Origin of the sequence: Enterobacter sp. S-33, from assembly GCF_028735835.1 — a bacterium.
In the GTDB taxonomy this organism is placed as follows: Bacteria; Pseudomonadota; Gammaproteobacteria; order Enterobacterales; family Enterobacteriaceae; genus Enterobacter; species Enterobacter vonholyi.
Genome location: NZ_CP117838.1, coordinates 2,986,102 through 3,003,764 on the forward strand (window position 1 = coordinate 2,986,102; position 17,663 = coordinate 3,003,764).

General features: G+C 56.9%; 12 protein-coding genes and 1 tRNA gene. 7 read left to right on the forward strand and 6 right to left on the reverse strand.

Features of this window, described 5'->3' with window-relative positions; translation table 11 throughout:
* Positions 1-41: 41 nt before the first annotated feature.
* Both cbl and nac read right to left on the reverse strand, forming a co-directional pair.
* Positions 42-992 carry an HTH-type transcriptional regulator Cbl gene (gene cbl, locus PUP35_RS14210; protein WP_111966052.1) on the reverse strand — a complete coding sequence of 317 codons (951 nt, stop codon included), beginning with the start codon at positions 990-992 and terminating at the stop codon, positions 42-44.
* 96 nt (positions 993-1,088) lie between these two features.
* On the reverse strand, positions 1,089-2,006 hold the full coding sequence (nac, locus tag PUP35_RS14215) for a nitrogen assimilation transcriptional regulator NAC (protein ID WP_111966053.1): 918 nt from the start codon (positions 2,004-2,006) through the stop codon (positions 1,089-1,091).
* A 320-nt stretch (positions 2,007-2,326) separates the two neighbouring features.
* On the opposite strand from nac, the gene PUP35_RS14220 reads away from it, so the two are divergent.
* A tRNA-Asn gene (locus PUP35_RS14220) sits at positions 2,327-2,402 on the forward strand.
* A gap of 117 nt (positions 2,403-2,519) precedes the next feature.
* On the opposite strand, the gene ldtA is transcribed toward PUP35_RS14220, so the two are convergent.
* The 3 genes from ldtA to PUP35_RS14235 form a co-directional block, all read right to left on the reverse strand.
* Positions 2,520-3,416 carry a L,D-transpeptidase gene (gene ldtA, locus PUP35_RS14225; RefSeq protein WP_271369721.1) on the reverse strand — a complete coding sequence of 299 codons (897 nt, stop codon included), beginning with the start codon at positions 3,414-3,416 and terminating at the stop codon, positions 2,520-2,522.
* Positions 3,417-3,477: 61 nt separating this feature from the next.
* Positions 3,478-6,171: a cation-transporting P-type ATPase gene (locus tag PUP35_RS14230; RefSeq protein ID WP_274240315.1), complete on the reverse strand. Its 2,694-nt coding sequence runs from the start codon at positions 6,169-6,171 to the stop codon at positions 3,478-3,480.
* A gap of 47 nt (positions 6,172-6,218) precedes the next feature.
* Complete coding sequence (locus tag PUP35_RS14235) at positions 6,219-6,650, reverse strand: universal stress protein (protein ID WP_127731568.1); 432 nt, start codon at positions 6,648-6,650, stop codon at positions 6,219-6,221.
* A gap of 396 nt (positions 6,651-7,046) precedes the next feature.
* Between PUP35_RS14235 and PUP35_RS14240 the strand changes: the two genes are divergently transcribed.
* The 3 genes from PUP35_RS14240 to PUP35_RS14250 are packed head-to-tail and all read left to right on the forward strand — an operon-like array spanning position 7,047 to position 12,156.
* A complete protein-coding gene (locus PUP35_RS14240; RefSeq protein ID WP_274240316.1) occupies positions 7,047-8,132 on the forward strand; it encodes an efflux RND transporter periplasmic adaptor subunit in 1,086 nt (361 codons plus the stop codon).
* Positions 8,132-11,194, forward strand: a complete 3,063-nt coding sequence (locus PUP35_RS14245) for an efflux RND transporter permease subunit (protein WP_274240317.1) — start codon at positions 8,132-8,134, stop codon at positions 11,192-11,194. The genes PUP35_RS14240 and PUP35_RS14245 overlap by 1 nt, the downstream gene beginning before the upstream one ends.
* Positions 11,191-12,156: an acyltransferase gene (locus PUP35_RS14250; protein ID WP_115875764.1), complete on the forward strand. Its 966-nt coding sequence runs from the start codon at positions 11,191-11,193 to the stop codon at positions 12,154-12,156. Before PUP35_RS14245 ends, PUP35_RS14250 begins: the two co-directional genes overlap by 4 nt.
* Here PUP35_RS14250 and pagP read toward each other — a convergent pair.
* Positions 12,153-12,728, reverse strand: coding sequence for a lipid IV(A) palmitoyltransferase PagP (gene pagP / locus PUP35_RS14255; RefSeq protein ID WP_045403108.1), 576 nt, complete (start codon positions 12,726-12,728; stop codon positions 12,153-12,155). The two genes, PUP35_RS14250 and pagP, sit on opposite strands and share 4 nt — an antisense overlap.
* Positions 12,729-12,982: 254 nt before the next feature.
* Between pagP and shiA the strand changes: the two genes are divergently transcribed.
* The 3 genes from shiA to PUP35_RS14270 all read left to right on the forward strand — a co-directional run bounded on the left by shiA (position 12,983) and on the right by PUP35_RS14270 (position 17,615).
* The gene (shiA, locus tag PUP35_RS14260; protein WP_274240318.1) at positions 12,983-14,296 is read left to right on the forward strand and encodes a shikimate transporter; all 1,314 of its coding nucleotides are present in this window, start codon (positions 12,983-12,985) and stop codon (positions 14,294-14,296) included.
* A gap of 73 nt (positions 14,297-14,369) precedes the next feature.
* Positions 14,370-15,824 carry an AMP nucleosidase gene (locus tag PUP35_RS14265; RefSeq protein ID WP_274240319.1) on the forward strand — a complete coding sequence of 485 codons (1,455 nt, stop codon included), beginning with the start codon at positions 14,370-14,372 and terminating at the stop codon, positions 15,822-15,824.
* An 18-nt stretch (positions 15,825-15,842) separates the two neighbouring features.
* Complete coding sequence (locus tag PUP35_RS14270; protein WP_274240320.1) at positions 15,843-17,615, forward strand: aminopeptidase P family protein; 1,773 nt, start codon at positions 15,843-15,845, stop codon at positions 17,613-17,615.
* The last annotated feature ends 48 nt before the right edge of the window (positions 17,616-17,663 follow it).

Consider the following 17,663-nt stretch of genomic DNA (forward strand, 5'->3'; position numbering starts at 1 on the left):
CCCTGATTCGGCCAGCGCAGCGCCACCGGGCAAACCCGCACCTAAATCTGATAATCAATCGCCACTTCTTCCGGCTCCATGACCTGACGTTTAATCTCATCCACCGACAGCCCGGCATTGCACAGCTCGATAAAGCGCCACACATAGTTGCGCTGCAGCTGTCCGCGCTTCAGGCCAAGCCATACGGTGTTGGCGTCAAACAGGTGACGCGTGTCAAGACGCACCAGGTTACCGTCTTCGCGTTCTCCGCTGGACTGTTCCGCCACCAGCCCAATGCCCAGCCCCAGCTCGACGTAGGTTTTGATCACGTCAGAATCCTGCGCGCTCAGCACGATGTCCGGCGTTAATCCTTTACGGTTGAAGGCTTCATCAATACGCGAGCGTCCGGTGATCCCCTGGCGGTAGGTAATGAGCGGCCATTTCGCAACGTCTTCCAGCGTCAGGGGAGAGACCTGATTGAGCGGATGATCGACCGGGAGTAATAAGCTGTGGTACCAGCGGAACCAGGGGAATGCCACCAGCAGCGGGTCGTTGCTCAGGCGTTCGCTGGCGATACCGATATCCGCCCCACCGTTTTGCAGCAGCACTTCAATTTCCTGCGGCGTGCCCTGAATAAGCTCCAGACGGACGTCAGGGAAAAGTTCGCGGAACGCTTTAATCACCGGCGGCAGGCTGTAGCGCGCCTGGGTGTGGGTAGTGGCAATAGTGAGCACGCCCGAGGCGTCGTTAGTGAAGAGATCCGCCAGACGACGCACGTTGCTGGCCTCGTTGAGGATCCGCTCTGCGATGGTGAGCAAAGCCTTACCCGGCTCCGTCATGCCGAGCAGCCGCTTGCCGCGACGGATAAAGATCTCTATGCCCAGTTCCTCTTCCAGCTCGCGGATATGGCGGCTGACGCCGGACTGGGAGGTATAAAGCATATTGGCGACCTCGGTCAGGTTGTAGTCCCGCCTGGCCGCCTCACGGATGATTTTAAGTTGCTGGAAATTCACGATTCACTCCGGCGCATCTGACATAGCTCTATTGTTAGAGTCTGCCGCGCTGCAGAACAAATAATAAAAACCAGCATCTTATGCTTTTATGGAATATCAGCTCACGAGCTGGAGTTCACGGTTCTCAAGCGACGGCTTGCTTACCAGCGACATCAAAATTTCTTTTACCGCCTGCGCCTGCGGCGACAGCGAACCGCGAGCAGACATGTTCAGCGACAGCGGCAGGCTCATGGAAGGCGTGGTGATCCGCGCCATCCAGCCGTTTGCCGCGCTGCACAGCGAGCGGGCTGCGGATTCCGGCAGCACGGTCACCCCCATCCCGCTGGCAATGGCCGCGGTGAGCGTGGAGATTGAGTCAATTTCACCGATGATTTTGGCCGTCAGGCGGCGCAGGGAGAACGCTTCGTCCACGCGCACGCGCACGGCGCTGTAGTCGCGCGGCAGATAGAGGTTCATCTCTGCCACGGCGGTAAGGTCTACGCTCTGACCCGGACAGTCGCGGGTGCCCACGAGGTAGAGATCTTCTTTCAGCAGCGGCTGGCTGGTGATCCCGGCGACCGGGGAGCGATCGTAAAGAACCGCCATATCTAACTGGCCGTTGAGCAGTTTTTCATTCAGTACGGAACCGCTGTTTTCGTGCAGATAGACCAGAACTTCAGGCAGCTCGGCGCGGACGGCCTGCAGCAGCGGCATGGTAATAGAGGACGCGGCCGTTCCCGGCGCCAGGCCGATAGAAACGTGCCCGCTCAGTGTCTGGCCTACGTTGTTCACCGCCAGCTGCGCCTGTTCACACTGGCGAAGAATGGTGCGTGCGTGGGTATAGAGGATTTTGCCTGCTTCCGTTGGCGTAACGCCGCGTTTGGTACGAATCAGTAGCTGCTGATCCATCTCGCCTTCCAGAGTAGCCACCTGCTGGCTCAGCGCAGGCTGCGCGATATGCAGCACTTCTGCCGCTTGAGTCAGGCTGCCGATATCGACGATTTTTACGAAGTATTTCAGTCGTCTTAAGTTCATTTTGCCCCCTGTTCGAAATGCTGTGCCGGAACCGGCTGTCGTTGTTGAACAGGTTTTGCAATATGAATGCCACTTTTACCAGGCGGTCTGAATTGGGCGCTAAGCGCCTGAAAATAAGGAAACCTAATCATGGAGGGGGGTTTTATTACCGAAACAGCAGTTTATGATCTGCCCCATTAGGGGTATACCCGCACCATGACGGTGCATTCCGCTGCCAAAAACATCACTTTGCCGATTTTGTCAGCAAACGATCAAAAGGCGTAGATCCACCCTTTGACAAGGCGAACGCAGGTCGATAATATGCGCCCCGTTCACACGATTCCTCTGTAGTTCAGTCGGTAGAACGGCGGACTGTTAATCCGTATGTCACTGGTTCGAGTCCAGTCAGAGGAGCCAAATTTGAAAAGCCTGCTTTTGAAGCAGGCTTTTTGCTTTTCTGCGTCGGGTAAAATTGTCGGGTGGCGGCTTCGCCTTACCCGCCCTACGGGACTCGTGTGTCCCCGCACTATGCCTTTACATGCCAAGCTTCACCGGCATCCCGGACCGCCGTTCCAGTTCGGCTCCTGCCCCCTCGTTTATCAGCTGCGTTCGCTGCGCGGCTGAAATGGGCAGCGGCACTTTACTGGTCGATTCAAACTCCGCGCGGTTGCGTGATAATGGCTCGTGAACTTCCACCCAGCGGCTGCCGTCCGGCTCGGTGGTGACTTTAACCGGCCTGTCGATAAGCTGCACGCGGGTTCCTACGGGAACGTTATCGAAAAGGTATTTGATGTCGTTATTGCGCAGACGGATACAGCCCTGGCTCACCCGTAGCCCGATGCCGAAATTCGAGTTTGTGCCGTGAATGGCATACAGCCTGCCAATATAAATCGCATACAGGCCCATCGGGTTATCCGGCCCGGCGGGTACGAATGCCGGAAGCGTTTTCCCTTCTGCCGCATAGGCACGGCGCGTGTTCGGCGTCGGAGACCAGGTTGGCCCCTCCTGCTTACGCTCAACGGCCGTCACCCAGTTACGCGGAGTTTCGCGTCCGGCCTGACCGATGCCGATGGGCAGAACTTCAACGGTATTGCCGCCAGGCGGATAATAGTAGAGACGCATTTCCGCGGCATTCACGATAATGCCCTCGCGGACGGTGTCGGGCAGAATCAGCTGCTGAGGGATCGTCAGCCGGGTGCCGGATTTAGGCAAAAAAGGATCTACGCCCGGGTTTGCTTCCAGCAGGTTGCTCAGCCCCTGCCCGTACTGCGCGGCAAAGGCTTCCAGAGGCAGCGTGTTACCTTCAGGAACGGTGATGATAATCGGGGTTCCCACCAGACGACTGCCTTCCGGCGGTAGGGTATAGGTTACGGCAAACGCGCCGGGTATAGCGGCACACAGCGCAAGGACGAACCAGGTAAGTCGCATCATAATATCCTGTGCTCAAAAAAGAGAAAGCCCGGGCTCAGGCAGGCTTTCTCAGTTTACGCTATTACGCTTCGGTTTTGCGCCACCTGCGCGTCAGCACTTTCTCCGCCTCGACAATAAGGAACATCACAAAACCAATCAGCAAGGTGATGACCCAGTAGCGGAACGGCAGCGCTTCGGTGCCAAACAGCATCTGCATGAACGGTGCGTAGATGATAAGAAGCTGTAGCGCCAGCAGTACGCCGCTCACGATCCAAATCCCTTTATTCGCCAGCAGGCCTTTGCTCAGCGAGAAGCCATCATTAACGCGGCAGTTAAGCATGTAGAACCACTGCGCGGTCACCAGGGTTTGCAGCAGCACGGTGCGGATAAATTCCGCCGAATAGCCGCGCGGCTGTAGCCACGCTTCCAGCACGAAGGCGCTAATGGCAATCATCAGACCGACAAACACCACGCGCCAGATGGCATAGCCATCCATCACATGCAGATTCGCCTTACGCGGTGGGCGGTTCATGATGTCCTTCTCACCCGCTTCAAACGCCAGGCCAAACGACAGCGTTGCCGACGTCGCCATGTTCATCCACAGGATCAGGACCGGGGTGAGCGGGATCAGGTTCCCCGCCAGCAGCGCGATGATGATCAGCAGGGCCTGCGCGATGTTGCTCGGGATAACGAACAGAATGGTTTTTTTCAGGTTATCGTAAACCCGACGTCCCTCGTGCACCGCACTGGCAATGGTGGCAAAGTTGTCATCCGTTAACACCATGTCGGCGGCTTCCTTGGTGACTTCCGTCCCCTTAATCCCCATGGCGATACCCACATCCGCCCGCTTGAGCGCCGGGGCATCATTTACGCCATCCCCGGTCATGCCCACCACTTCCTGTTTACTTTGCAGGGCCTGCACGAGGCGGAATTTATCCTCCGGGCTGGTTCGGGCGAAAATATCGTACTGCTGCGCGGCGTCGCTCAGCTGACGATCGTCCATTGCCTCCAGCTCGCGTCCGGTGATAGCGCTTGCGGCGTTACCAATCCCCAACATTTGCCCAATGCTCATGGCCGTTTGCGGGTGGTCGCCGGTGATCATTTTCACGCGGATCCCGGCCTGCAGACAGTCGGCAATCGCGGTTATGGCCTCCGGACGCGGCGGATCCATCATTCCTGCAATACCCAGCAGGATCACGCCATCATGGAGGTCCGGGTGATCCAGCTCGCGCTGTCCCTCGCGGGCAGGTTTCCAGGCCGCAGCCACCATACGCAACCCTTCCCGGGCATACTCTTCAATCTTTCCTTCCCAGTAAGGCTGATCGAAAGGCTGCAGTCCGTCATTCGTCTGCTGGTACTGGCAGAGGCGGAACAGGACGTCCGGCGCGCCGGTGATTAAAATCGCCTCTTCTTCGCCCAGCCGGTACAGGGTGGACATGTATTTATACTGCGAATCAAACGGGATTTTGCTGCGCATTTCGGTATCAAGCGGTGGAAGCGAAATTTTCGCCGCCAGCACCTTCAGCGCGCCCTCGGTCGGACCGCCGGTGATTTTCCACAGCCCCTGCTCGTCTTTGATCAGCTGGCTGTCATTGCAGAGGTCGATTGTACGCAGGTAGCGTTCCAGCAGGGAACCCTGCGTCACGCTGACGGGCGTCGGGTCATCTACGGGGTGAATATTCCCCACCGGTTCGTAGCTGTCGCCCTCCACGCGATAGGTCGTGTCAGCGGTAATCACCGCTTTGACCGTCATTTCATTCATCGTCAGGGTGCCGGTTTTATCCGAGCAGATGACCGTCATCGCACCCAGCGTTTCCACCGTAGGCAGCTTGCGAATGATGGCCTTGCGTCGCGCCATGGCCTGTACACCAAGCGAAAGGATGATGGAAATGATGGCCGGCAGGCCTTCCGGCACGGCGGCAACGGCGAGGCTGATAAGCGACAGCACCAGTTCAGAAACCGGCATATCCCGGAACAGGAGGCTAAAGACAAACAGCGCCACCATCATGACCAGGATAGTAATAAAGATGGTTTTACCGAGCTTATCCATCTGCACCATCAGCGGCGTGCGGTGCTTTTCAATGTCGGACATCATCTGATTGATGTGGCCAAGCTCGGTCTCGCCCCCGGTTGCCACCACCACGCCTTTACCGCCGCCGGAGCTAACGGTGGTGCCTGAGTAGAGCAGATTATACCGGTCACCTAACGGCCGTTCCCCGCTTAACGCATCGCTGTTTTTCTCAACAACGGTGGATTCGCCGGTCAGGATGGCCTCCTCCACGCGAAGGTTATGCGCTTCAATGACGCGCAGGTCCGCAGGGATACGATCCCCGGCACGGATCACCACGATATCTCCCGGGACCAGCGCCGTGGTGGGGATCGTTTCATGATTCCCCTGTCGTACCACCACGGCTTCGCTGGAGAGCATATTGCGAATACTCTGCAACGATTTTTCAGCATTGCTCTCCTGGATATGGCCAATCAGGGCGTTAATGATGGCAACCCCAAGGATCACAAACATGTCTACCCAGTGGCCCATAAAGAGCTTAAGCAACGCGGCCACCAGCAGAACGTAAATCAATACATCGTTAAAATGCGCAAGGAAGCGCAGCCAGGCGGGTTTGCCCTTTTTTTGCGGCAACGCATTCTCACCATGCTGCTGAAGTCGGGCTGATGCCTCAGTGCCGCTAAGTCCTTCCAGAGTGGAGTGGATATTCGACAGGGTTTCGTCAACGGTTTGTTGATAATACGGACGTTCAGGTTTTCCTGTTTTCATCGTTCCTTCCTCAGGTTCTATTCAGAAATCACCTTGCTTTCATGTAATTAACGAATAACGAAAACAGGAACATGGGCGTAACGGACAATACTTGCCGCCTCCGAACCTAACAAATGGGTTTGAATATTGGGATTTCGAGAGCCGACAATAATCGCGCCAGCAGCAAGTTCATCCGCCAGCTTAATAACCTCATCACGAACATTTCCGCTACGAACATGGAGATGGACACGATCTTCCGGCAGATTCAATTTTTTGACCAGGTCAGACAGTTTTTCTTTCGAATTATTAATCATATATTCATCCATCTTGCGCGCATCTGAAATAAAACCGCGCGTCAGTTCGGCTGAAAATTTGGGCATGACGTGCAGCAAATGAATGTCACCCGATGCGCTTTGCGCCAGAAAATGTGCATGCTGCAACGCTTTATCCGCCAGGCTTGTCTCGTAGACATCCACCGGAACGAGAATGTTTTTATACATATCGAGCATCCTTTTTATAACCAACACGAGAGTGAATGAAGCAAAAAAACGCATTAAATGCAGGGGGTTGCCCTTAATGCCAGTTACGGTAAAAAGAGATGGATGATATTAAACGTAGCACAGGAATATCAGGTTTAGCGCTTGCCCACTGATAATGGTTATTTAACATTTATCTTTTCGCAGACTATGCTCATAGTCAGCCACCGCTTCCGGCTCATGGAGGAATTTATGTATGGTTTAAGCCTGATCCGCCTGGGTATGTTTATCGCGCTTGCTATTATCGCCAGCACGGCGATTGGTTTATTTACCTATATGGTCGTCACTGTTCTGGCTGAATAGTGTCACCCCTGTCCAGGTTATGGAATAAATAAAACAGTTATTTATTAGGGGAATACAGTGAACCGCTACCTCTCTCTTTTACCGTTCGTTTTGTTAACGCTCACGGCGTGCGACCCGAAACCCAAGCAAGCGTCCCCCCTGCCCAGGATGGTAAAAGTGGCGGAGGTGACGGTTCCCGGTCACGCCCAGCAGCGCGTTTTCCCCGCCCGCATTGAATCGGGCGATGCTACAGACCTTTCCTTCAAGCGCGCAGGCCAAATTGAAGTGCTCGATGTACGTCAGGGCGCAGCCGTTAAACAGGGACAACAGCTTGCCAGACTGAACGCCCGTGAAGCCCAGCAGCGGGTTAACGACAGACAAACGGCGGCGACGCTGGCCCAGAGGCAATTCGATCGCTTCCAGACGCTGGCGGGCCGCCAGGCGATTTCGAAAGCAGAAATGGACGTGCAGCGCGCGAACCGCGATTCGGCGAATGCGGCGCTACAAATTGCCCGAGAAGAGTTGAATCAGATGACGCTCGTCGCCCCCTTTAGCGGGACGGTGGCCAGCGTACATGTCCGAAACCATCAGGTGGTGTCAGCCGGTCAGCCTATCGCGACGTTAACCCGCACCGACCTGCTGGACGTTGTGTTTAGTATTCCTGAGAACCTGTTTAAGACCTTTGATATCCGCAACGCGCAGTATCGCCCCGTGGTAAGAATTAACGCCATTCCGGATCGGGAATTTACCGCCGTCTACAAAGAGCACTCGGGCAGCAGCGACAGCAATACCCTGACCTGGCAGGTGATACTGACCATGCCGCGACCAGATGATTTTCCCGCCGTCGGTGGCGTAAGCGGTACGGTGACCATCAATTTAACCAACCTCCCTGCTGGCGCAGGCGCTCAGGCGCTGGTCGTACCGGTTGAGGCCGTCTTTAATCCAGACAACAGCCCGCGCAATGAGCCGCACGTCTGGGTCGTGGCAGGAGAAGGCGACGCGCTCCATCTTGAAGACCGCAAGGTCAGCGTAGGTCAAGTGAGTAGCGAAGGCGTGACGATCGTCAGCGGGCTTAAAGCGGGCGAACGCGTGGTTGCCGCAGGCGTTGGGGAACTCCATGCTAACCAGCCGGTGCGTATCTGGACGCGTGAACGGGGACTGTAATGGATATTTCTCGTCAATTTATTAATAACCCCGTACGCGTCTGGCTAACGATTCTGCTGCTGGGCATCGGGGGTATTTTCGCCCTGTTAAATATCGGCAGGCTGGAAGACCCCGCCTTTACCATCAAAACCGCAGTGGTGGTCACCCACTACCCCGGCGCATCCGCTCAGCAGGTTGAAGAAGAGGTGACGCTTCCGCTGGAGAATGCCCTTCAGCAGCTGCCTTATCTGGACAACGTGAGCTCCATCTCTTCAAACGGTCTGTCGCAAATCACCGTTAACATTGCGTCACGCTATCACTCGAACGAACTGCCGCAGATTTGGGATGAACTGCGCCGCCGCGTGGGCGATGCCTCGCGTCAGTTCCCGCCCGGCGTCGTCACGCCCTTTGTAAATGACGATTTCGGCGACGTATTCGGCTTCTTCTTCGCCATTTCCGGGGATGAATTCAGTAATCCTGAACTGGTGAGATATGCGGAACAGCTGCGCCGCGAGTTAATTCTGGTTCCCGGGGTTGCGAAGGTCGCCATCGGCGGGGCCATTAGCCAGCAGGTCAACATCGATATCTCTCTGACCAAAATGGCCGCGCGCGGCATTACGCTGAACCAGCTTTCCGCTCTGCTCAGCAGACTTAACGTCGTTTCCAGCGCCGGAGAAATCACCTCCGGCAGCGAATCCATTCGTCTGCACCCGACCGGTGAATTCGAGAATCTTGATGAACTGGCGGATCTTATCATCACGCCTTCCGGCACCGGGGCGGCGACGCGTCTGCGGGACATCGCCACGCTGTCGCGCGGGCTAAACGAATCGCCGGCCAGTATCTACCATGTCAACGGCAAAAAAGCCGTCACCATGGGCGTCTCGTTTATTCCCGGCGTGAATGTGATCGACGTGGGCCACGCGCTGGAGGCGAAGCTAAACCAGATGTCGGCGGAAAAACCGGCAGGCATACAGATAGACCTGTTTTACGATCAGGCAGCCGAAGTGGGCCACTCTGTTAACGGTTTTATTATTAACTTCCTGATGGCGCTGGCGATCGTCATCGGCGTGCTGCTGATCTTTATGGGGGTGCGCAGCGGGATAATCATCGCGGTTTCTCTGGCCCTTAACGTGCTGGGCACGCTGCTGATTATGTATCTCTGTGGCATTGAGCTGCAGCGGATCTCGCTCGGGGCGCTGATTATCGCCCTCAGCATGCTGGTGGATAACGCCATCGTGATTGTCGAAGGGGTGTTGATTGCCCGGCAGCAGGGCTCACCGCTGTTAACCGCCGTTAATAATATCATCCGCCGCTCCGCCCTGCCGCTGCTGGGGGCGACTGTGATCGCCATCCTGGCGTTTGCGCCTATCGGGCTGTCGCAGGATTCCACCGGGGAATACTGTAAATCCCTTTTCCAGGTGCTGCTGATTTCCCTGATGCTGAGCTGGTTTTCGGCGCTCACCCTCACCCCGGTGCTGATTAAGTGGTGGTTGTTTAAAAACGACAGCGCGCCGGACAACGCCGACGAGTCAGATCCTTACGACAAACGTCTCTACCGCCTCTACCAGCGCCTGCTTAACACGCTGCTGCACCATAAGGCACCGACGCTGGTAGTGATGGCCGCCCTGCTGGCCGCGTCTGTCTGGGGGTTTGGCGCGGTGCGGCAAAACTTTTTCCCGTCGTCCAACACGCCGATTTTCTTTGTCGACCTGTGGTTACCCTACGGGACCGATATCAAATGGACCGAGAAAATGACCGGTGATATTGAGAAAACCATCACGGGCCAGCCCGGCGTGGAAACCACCGTCTCTACCATCGGTCAGGGGAGCATGCGCTTTATTCTGACCTACAGCGGACAGCGGCAGTACAGCAACTACGCGCAGATCATGGTGCGCATGGATGACCAGCGCAACATCGCCGCTCTGACGCGCTACGTGGATGAGTACATCGCGCGAAACTATCCGCAGGTCAACGCCAGCACCAAACGGGTGATGTTTGGCCCCTCCGGCGACAGCGCCATTGAAGTGCGTATTAAAGGCCCGGATCCTGACAGGCTGCGCCTGATTGCCAGCCAGGTGGACGATATTCTGGCGCGCGACCCGGCCACGGGCAGCGTCCGAAACGACTGGCAAAACCGCAGCAAAGTGATCCGTCCGCAGTACGTCGCCGCGCTGGGACGCGAGCTTGGCGTGGATAAGCAGGACGTCGACAACGCGCTGGAAATGAATTTCTCCGGCAGCCGGGCGGGGTTGTATCGGGAAGGCAGCGACCTGCTGCCCGTGGTGGTGAGGCCCCCGGAAAGTGAAAGGCTGGATGCCAGCCACCTGAACAACGTGCTGGTGTGGAGCCAGGCGCGGCAGCAGTATATCCCGCTGAGTAACGTCGTCAGCAGCTTCTCGCTGGAGTGGGAAGATCCGCTCATCCTTCGACGCGACCGCTCGCGGGTACTGACGGTTCAGACGGAACCGGACCCGCTTAGCCAGCAAACCTCCGGCGATATTCTCGCCCGCGTCAAGCCGCAAGTGGATGCCCTTACCCTGCCACACGGCTACAGCATCGAGTGGGGAGGCGATGCGGAAAACTCCAGCGAAGCGCAGCAAGGACTATTCACAACGCTGCCCCTCGGGTATCTGGTGATGTTTGTCATTACGGTGCTGATGTTCAGCTCTGTAAAAAATGCCGTCGCAATCTGGCTGACCGTACCGCTTGCGCTGATTGGCGTCACGCCAGGATTTTTAATTACCGGCATTCCCTTTGGCTTTATGGCGCTGATAGGTCTGCTGAGCCTGAGCGGAATGCTCATCCGCAACGGCATCGTGCTGGTGGAAGAGATTGAACAGCAGAAAATGCAAAAGGATCAGCACAGCGCGATCGTTTATGCCGCCACCTCGCGCCTGCGCCCTATCCTGCTCACCGCGTTCACTACCGTACTTGGCCTGGCTCCGCTACTGCTGGATGTTTTCTTCCAGAGCATGGCCGTTGTGATTATGTTTGGACTGGGGTTTGCTACAATCCTGACGCTGCTGGTACTCCCCGTGATCTACGCGTGTTTCCATCGTAAGGACGAAGCCAAACAACAATGAATGCGACAGGGCTGAACATTATCAAGACGCTGGGCTGTATGACGGCGGTGACCTTCTTTACCATCTACAATACCTGGGATCATTATGATTATGACTATCACTGGATCCTGGGGTTTTTAACCTTTATCTCGACGATTGCCACACCGCTGTTTTTTGTGGTGTCGGGCTATCTCGACGGACAATCGCGGCACGGCACGCGCTGGCAGCTGGGTAAAATTAAAAGTCTGGTGATTGTTTTTCTGTTCTGGATAACGATCTACTACCTGTGGGAGCCTTATCAGCGCGGGTATTTAATCCAGCCCTGGTTCGTGTTCGCCTTTGTCGTGATTTACACCTTCCACCCGGCGGTGGAGTGGCTTAGCCAGCGAAGAGCGCTGCTCAGCGGCACGATTGCTGCCCTGCTGTTCTTTTCTTATGGCTACGATCTGCTATCGGCGCTTTATCCTGAAACGCACGTCCTTTCTCTTTCACCGCAGTATCGGCTGTGGACGTGGCTGCTGTTTTATCTGACGGGGCAGCTTTTCTGCGACCCTAAAATCGCCGAGTGGATAAGCCGCAAAAATGTAGTCAGGGCGGCGGTTATCGCCATCCCGTTTATCTATCTTTTCACCTGGTTTTACGAGCGCCACTTCTTTTTTGCCCTGTTTAAGGCCGACAGAAACGCCTTTATTCTCACCGGCTCGCAGATCTACATCCTGATTATTGCCCTGGTGATTGCGGCGAACGGCGTGCGCTTTCGCCGCAATGCTGAATTCAAGGAGTCCATTCTTGCCGCCATCAGCAAAACGATGACCGGCGTGTATATTGTGCACTACTCGGTGTTTCATCTGCTGACGGCGCTGATACCGGTGACCTCTCTCGGAATGAAGTTGGCGCTGATTGTGCTTACGTTCGTCACCTCTGTTCTCTTTTCCATGCTGGTATTGTCTAACGCCGTGGCAAAAAAGGTGATCACCCTTTAAAAGCCTAAGCGCAGCCAGGCAAAAAGCACGTTGCCGTTGTTATAGGTTCCAGGAATATAGGTGAACTGGACGGTAACGCGCTTGTAGCCGGCAGAGAACAGCGGGAAAATGAACGGTAGCGGTACATAGTTTGCAAAATCATCTCGCGCCGTGATGCCCGCTGCAGCACCGAGCCCAAGGCGGAAATCTTTGGCATTATCCAGATACCAGCCCTTCTCCCAGCCATAGCCCATCGCGGGCTGCCATTCGTTGTGCGAGTCCTTGAACATCATCGCGAAAAGCGCGCTCCAGTTGCCCTCTTCGTTATAGCGGGAAACGCCCAGGCCACCGCCCCACGGCATTTCGTTGTACTTATCGGTTTTTTCTTTGTCGTACATAAAGCGAGCGTGCCAGCTCAGAAACGGCAGGTACAGATCGTAACGCTGAGGTTGCTCCCAGGTTTGCGAAATATCGTCCGTCAGCGCGTTCCACCAGCCGCTGATACGCTGTTCACCATAGACGTTGGGCTCCGCATGAAGCGGTGCGACGAATAAAAACAGAATCATCCAGAATGCCGAAAAGGTGCGTTGCATCATTATTCCCTCAGCTTAACTCACGCGGCGGTCACTATTACTGTAAACCATTCAGCCTGTAACGGAGCCAGAAGACACAATTATCTCGCTGCAGGCGAAGATGAAATTTATTTATTCAGCACCTTCAGGAAAGATAAAAACGTTTTCTCGGGCGTTTTGTCGCGGTAGTCTCATAGGTTCCGTTTATATGACGGCGCAATGTGAGTGACCTTTTCTTATACCAATAATTAAAAATTAGTACGGACAGGACAACTATGGACTCCACCCTCATCTCCGATCGTCCCAACGAGGAGACCCCTTCGCTCAATCGTGCCCGCCGCGCCGCACTCGGCAGCTTCGCGGGTGCCGTCGTCGACTGGTATGATTTTCTGCTTTACGGCATTACCGCCGCGCTGGTGTTTAACCGCGAATTCTTCCCCCAGGTCAGCCCTGCGATGGGTACGCTCGCCGCGTTTGCCACCTTCGGCGTTGGCTTTCTGTTTCGCCCGCTGGGGGGTGTGATCTTCGGCCACTTCGGCGACCGCCTGGGCCGCAAGCGCATGCTGATGCTCACCGTCTGGATGATGGGGATCGCCACCGCGCTGATTGGCATTCTCCCGTCGTTTTCCGCCATTGGGTGGTGGGCACCGGTGCTGCTGGTGACATTACGCGCCATTCAGGGCTTTGCCGTTGGCGGCGAATGGGGCGGCGCGGCGCTGCTATCCGTTGAGAGCGCGCCAAAAAATAAAAAAGCGTTTTACAGCAGTGGCGTTCAGGTTGGGTACGGCGTAGGGCTGTTGCTTTCCACAGGGCTGGTGTCGCTCATCAGCCAGCTCACCACCGACGAGCAGTTCCTGAGCTGGGGCTGGCGCATTCCGTTCATCTTCAGCATCGTGCTGGTCATTGCCGCGCTGTGGATCCGTAACGGAATGGAGGAGTCGGCAGAGTTCGAAAAGCAGCAGGAAAAACCGGCCGCTAACAAAAGACTTCCTGTCATGGAAGCCCTTGTCCGGCACCCTGGCGCTTTTCTGAAAATTATCGCCCTGCGCCTGTGCGAGCTGCTGACGATGTATATCGTCACCGCCTTTGCCCTGAACTACTCGACGCAGAATCTCGGCCTGCCCCGTGAACTGTTCCTGAATATTGGCCTGCTGGTCGGCGGGATCAGCTGCCTGACTATCCCCTGCTTCGCCTGGCTGGCGGACAGGTTTGGTCGCCGTCGCGTTTATATCACCGGGGCGCTGATTGGAACCCTCAGCGCCTGGCCGTTCTTTATGGCGCTGGAGGCGCAGTCTGTTTTCTGGATTGTTTTCTTTGCCATCATGCTCGCGAACATCGCTCACGATATGGTGGTCTGCGTGCAGCAGCCGATGTTTACCGAGCTGTTCGGCGCCAGCTACCGATACAGCGGCGCGGGCGTGGGCTACCAGGTCGCAAGCGTGGTTGGCGGCGGGTTTACGCCGTTTATTGCCGCTGCGCTGGTGACCTTCTCCGGCGGCAACTGGCACAGCGTGGCGATTTATCTTCTGGCCGGTTGCCTGCTGTCGGCGGCAACGGCGCTGCTGATGAAAGAGACGAGCCACCGCTGATCTCACTTTTGTTTCACAGGCGTGTGACATACTATCGGGTAGAGTCGCACACCTGTGGAACAAGGAGACAGAGATGAATAATAAGGGCTCCAGCCTGACCCCGGCTCAGGCGCTGGAAAAACTCGACGCGCTGTATGAACAGTCCGTCAACGCGCTGCGCAGCGCCATTAGCGAATATATCGAAACAGGGAAACTCCCCGACCAAAAGGCCAGAACCGAGGGCCTTTTTGTTTATCCATCGCTCTCTGTGACCTGGGACGGCAGCGCCAGCAGTAATCCCAAAACCCGCGCCTACGCCCGTTTTACCCACTCCGGCTGCTACAGCACCACCGTCACCCACCCTGCGCTGTTCCGCCCGTATCTTGAAGAACAGCTTACGCTGTTGTACCAGGATTACGGCGCGCACATTTCCGTTGAGCCCTCGCAGCATGAGATCCCTTATCCGTACGTGATTGACGGTTCGGCGTTAACCCTTGACCGCTCCATGAGCGCGGGGCTGACCCGCCACTTCCCGACCACCGAGCTTTCGCAGATTGGCGATGAAACGGCAGACGGGATTTATCACCCGGCCGAATTTTCTCCTCTGTCGCACTTTGACGCCCGCCGGGTCGATTTCTCCCTGGCGCGCCTGCGCCACTACACCGGTACGCCAGTCGAACATTTCCAGCCGTTCGTGCTCTTTACCAACTACACCCGCTACGTTGACGAATTCGTCCGCTGGGGCTGCAGCCAGATCCTCGACCCCGAAAGCCCGTATATCGCGCTCTCCTGCGCGGGCGGGATCTGGATCACCGCGGAGACCGAAGCGCCCGAGCAGGCTATCTCCGATCTGGCGTGGAAAAAACACCAGATGCCCGCCTGGCACCTGATCACCGCCGACGGTCAGGGCATTACGCTGATCAACATCGGCGTCGGCCCGTCAAACGCCAAAACCATCTGCGACCATCTGGCGGTACTGCGCCCCGACGTATGGCTGATGATTGGCCACTGCGGCGGCCTGCGCGAAAGCCAGCTGATTGGTGATTACGTGCTGGCCCACGCCTATCTGCGTGATGACCACGTGCTTGATGCCGTGCTGCCGCCGGATATCCCAATCCCGAGCATCGCCGAAGTGCAGCGCGCGCTGTACGACGCCACCAAAGAGGTGAGCGGCATGCCGGGTGAAGAGGTCAAACAGCGCCTGCGCACCGGTACGGTCGTTACGACGGATGACCGCAACTGGGAGCTGCGTTACTCAGCCTCCGCGCTGCGCTTCAACCTGAGCCGCGCGGTGGCGATCGATATGGAGAGCGCCACCATCGCCGCGCAGGGATATCGCTTCCGCGTTCCGTACGGCACGCTGCTGTGCGTTTCCGATAAGCCGCTGCACGGCGAAATTAAGCTGCCCGGCCAGGCCAACCGTTTCTATGAAGGGGCTATCTCAGAGCATCTGCAAATCGGCATTCGCGCCATCGACCTGCTTCGGGCGGAAGGTGACAGACTGCATTCGCGCAAGCTGCGCACCTTCAACGAGCCGCCGTTCCGCTAATAACGATAAGGAAAAACAATGTCCAGCACATCACCGCTCTCTGCCCTGCGCCACTGGCTTGAGGCCAGCCATCTCGACGGGATGATCGTCCCGCGCGCGGATGCATGGCAGAGCGAATACTGCGCGCCGTACGACGAAAAGCTGGCCTGGCTGACGGGCTTTGACGGCTCTGCCGGCGTCGCGCTGGTACTGAAGGATAAAGCGCTGCTGTTCGTTGACGGGCGCTATCAGGTCCAGGCCCGCGTTCAGGTGAATCTGGACGAGATTGAAATTCACCACCTGCACAACGAGCCGCTGGCTGAATGGCTGGCAGAAAACGTTGAGTCAGGCACGCGCATCGGTTTTGACCCGCTGCTGATGACCCACTCAGAGTTTGAGCAACTGTCCGCCACGCCTTGCGAGCTGGTCCCGCTGAAAGCCTCGCCGTTTGACACGCTTTGGACCGATCGCCCTGCCGCGCCGGCGGGGCTTATCCGGGATATGCCGGTTGAACACAGCGGCGAATGCAGCGCGGACAAACGTCAGCGCGTCGCTGCCGTGCTGGCCGCGAACAATGCCGATTATCTCGCCGTTACCCTGCCGGATAATATCGCCTGGCTGTTAAACGTCCGCGGCGCGGATATCCCTTACAGCCCGGTACCGCTCTCTTTTGCTCTTCTTAGCCGTGACGGCCGCGTTGAGTGGTTTGTTAACGACAGCAAGCTCGGCGCCCTGCCTGAAGACGTCCGCAGTGCGTTCACCATTGCGCCACAGGACGCCTTTGTCGAACGCTGCCAGCAGATTGCTGAAGGCAAACGGGTGATGGTTGATGCCGATTCCGCGCCGGTTGCCCTGCGCTTCGCCATTGAACCACGCGGAGAAATTGTCTGGCGGACGGACCCTATCACCCTGATGAAAGCCACCAAAAACCCGGTAGAACTGGCAGGCTATCGCGAGTGTCATTACCAGGACGGTGCCGCGTGGGTCAATTTCCTCGCCTGGCTGAGCCGCGAAGTGCCGCTTCGCGAGGCGGCAGGAAATCCGCTCACCGAGCTGGAAGTCCAGGCACAGCAGCTTGCGTTCCGCAAACAGCAGCCGGGGTTTATCGAGCAGAGTTTTGCGACCATCTCCGCCTCTTCGAGCAATGCGGCAATGTGCCACTATCATTCGAGCGAGGCCAGCAATAAGCCTATCGGCCATGACCATTTTTACCTGAACGATTCCGGCGGTCATTACGCTAATGGCACCACTGACGCCACGCGCACGCTGGCATGGGGTAAAGTCGCCCCGGAGCAGCGCCTGCACTACACCGCCGTGCTGAGAGGCTTCCTGTCGCTGATTACCCTGCAGTTCCCTTCCGGGACTCAGGGACATCAGCTGGATGCGTTTGCGCGTCGCCCGCTGTGGGAGATGGGGCTGGATTACGATCACGGTACGGGGCACGGCGTGGGGCACCAGCTGCTGATCCATGAGAACCCGCATCGCATCGCCAAAAAGGTCAACCCGTGGCCGCTGGTGGCGGGAAATATCATGACTATCGAGCCGGGCTACTATCTGGGCGATAGCCACGGTATTCGTATTGAAAACCAGGTGGAGATTGTGGAGAGCCGCCCGGGATTCTGCAAATTTGCCTCGCTGACGCTTATCCCGATCGACTTAAGTCAGGTTGAGCTGCATCTGTTGAGCGAGCAGGAAAAACAGTGGCTGGATGCGTATCACCAGCAGGTCCGTGAGGCGCTGTCACCACTGGTGAACAGCGATGCGCGTCCGTGGCTGGTAGAGGCGACGGCACCGGTTCGCGTCAAACAGTAGTTCGGTTTGTTGCCCGGTGGCGCTGCGCTTGCCGGGCCAACAGTCCCG

Coding starts and splice junctions, on each gene's coding strand:
- nac (WP_111966053.1), bottom strand. CDS start 2,006: ATGAACTTAAGACGACTGAAATACTTCGTAAAAATCGTCGATATCGGC.
- ldtA (WP_271369721.1), bottom strand. CDS start 3,416: ATGATGCGACTTACCTGGTTCGTCCTTGCGCTGTGTGCCGCTATACCC.
- PUP35_RS14230 (WP_274240315.1), bottom strand. CDS start 6,171: ATGAAAACAGGAAAACCTGAACGTCCGTATTATCAACAAACCGTTGAC.
- PUP35_RS14235 (WP_127731568.1), bottom strand. CDS start 6,650: ATGTATAAAAACATTCTCGTTCCGGTGGATGTCTACGAGACAAGCCTG.
- PUP35_RS14245 (WP_274240317.1), top strand. CDS start 8,132: ATGGATATTTCTCGTCAATTTATTAATAACCCCGTACGCGTCTGGCTA.
- PUP35_RS14250 (WP_115875764.1), top strand. CDS start 11,191: ATGAATGCGACAGGGCTGAACATTATCAAGACGCTGGGCTGTATGACG.
- pagP (WP_045403108.1), bottom strand. CDS start 12,728: ATGCAACGCACCTTTTCGGCATTCTGGATGATTCTGTTTTTATTCGTC.
- shiA (WP_274240318.1), top strand. CDS start 12,983: ATGGACTCCACCCTCATCTCCGATCGTCCCAACGAGGAGACCCCTTCG.
- PUP35_RS14265 (WP_274240319.1), top strand. CDS start 14,370: ATGAATAATAAGGGCTCCAGCCTGACCCCGGCTCAGGCGCTGGAAAAA.
- PUP35_RS14270 (WP_274240320.1), top strand. CDS start 15,843: ATGTCCAGCACATCACCGCTCTCTGCCCTGCGCCACTGGCTTGAGGCC.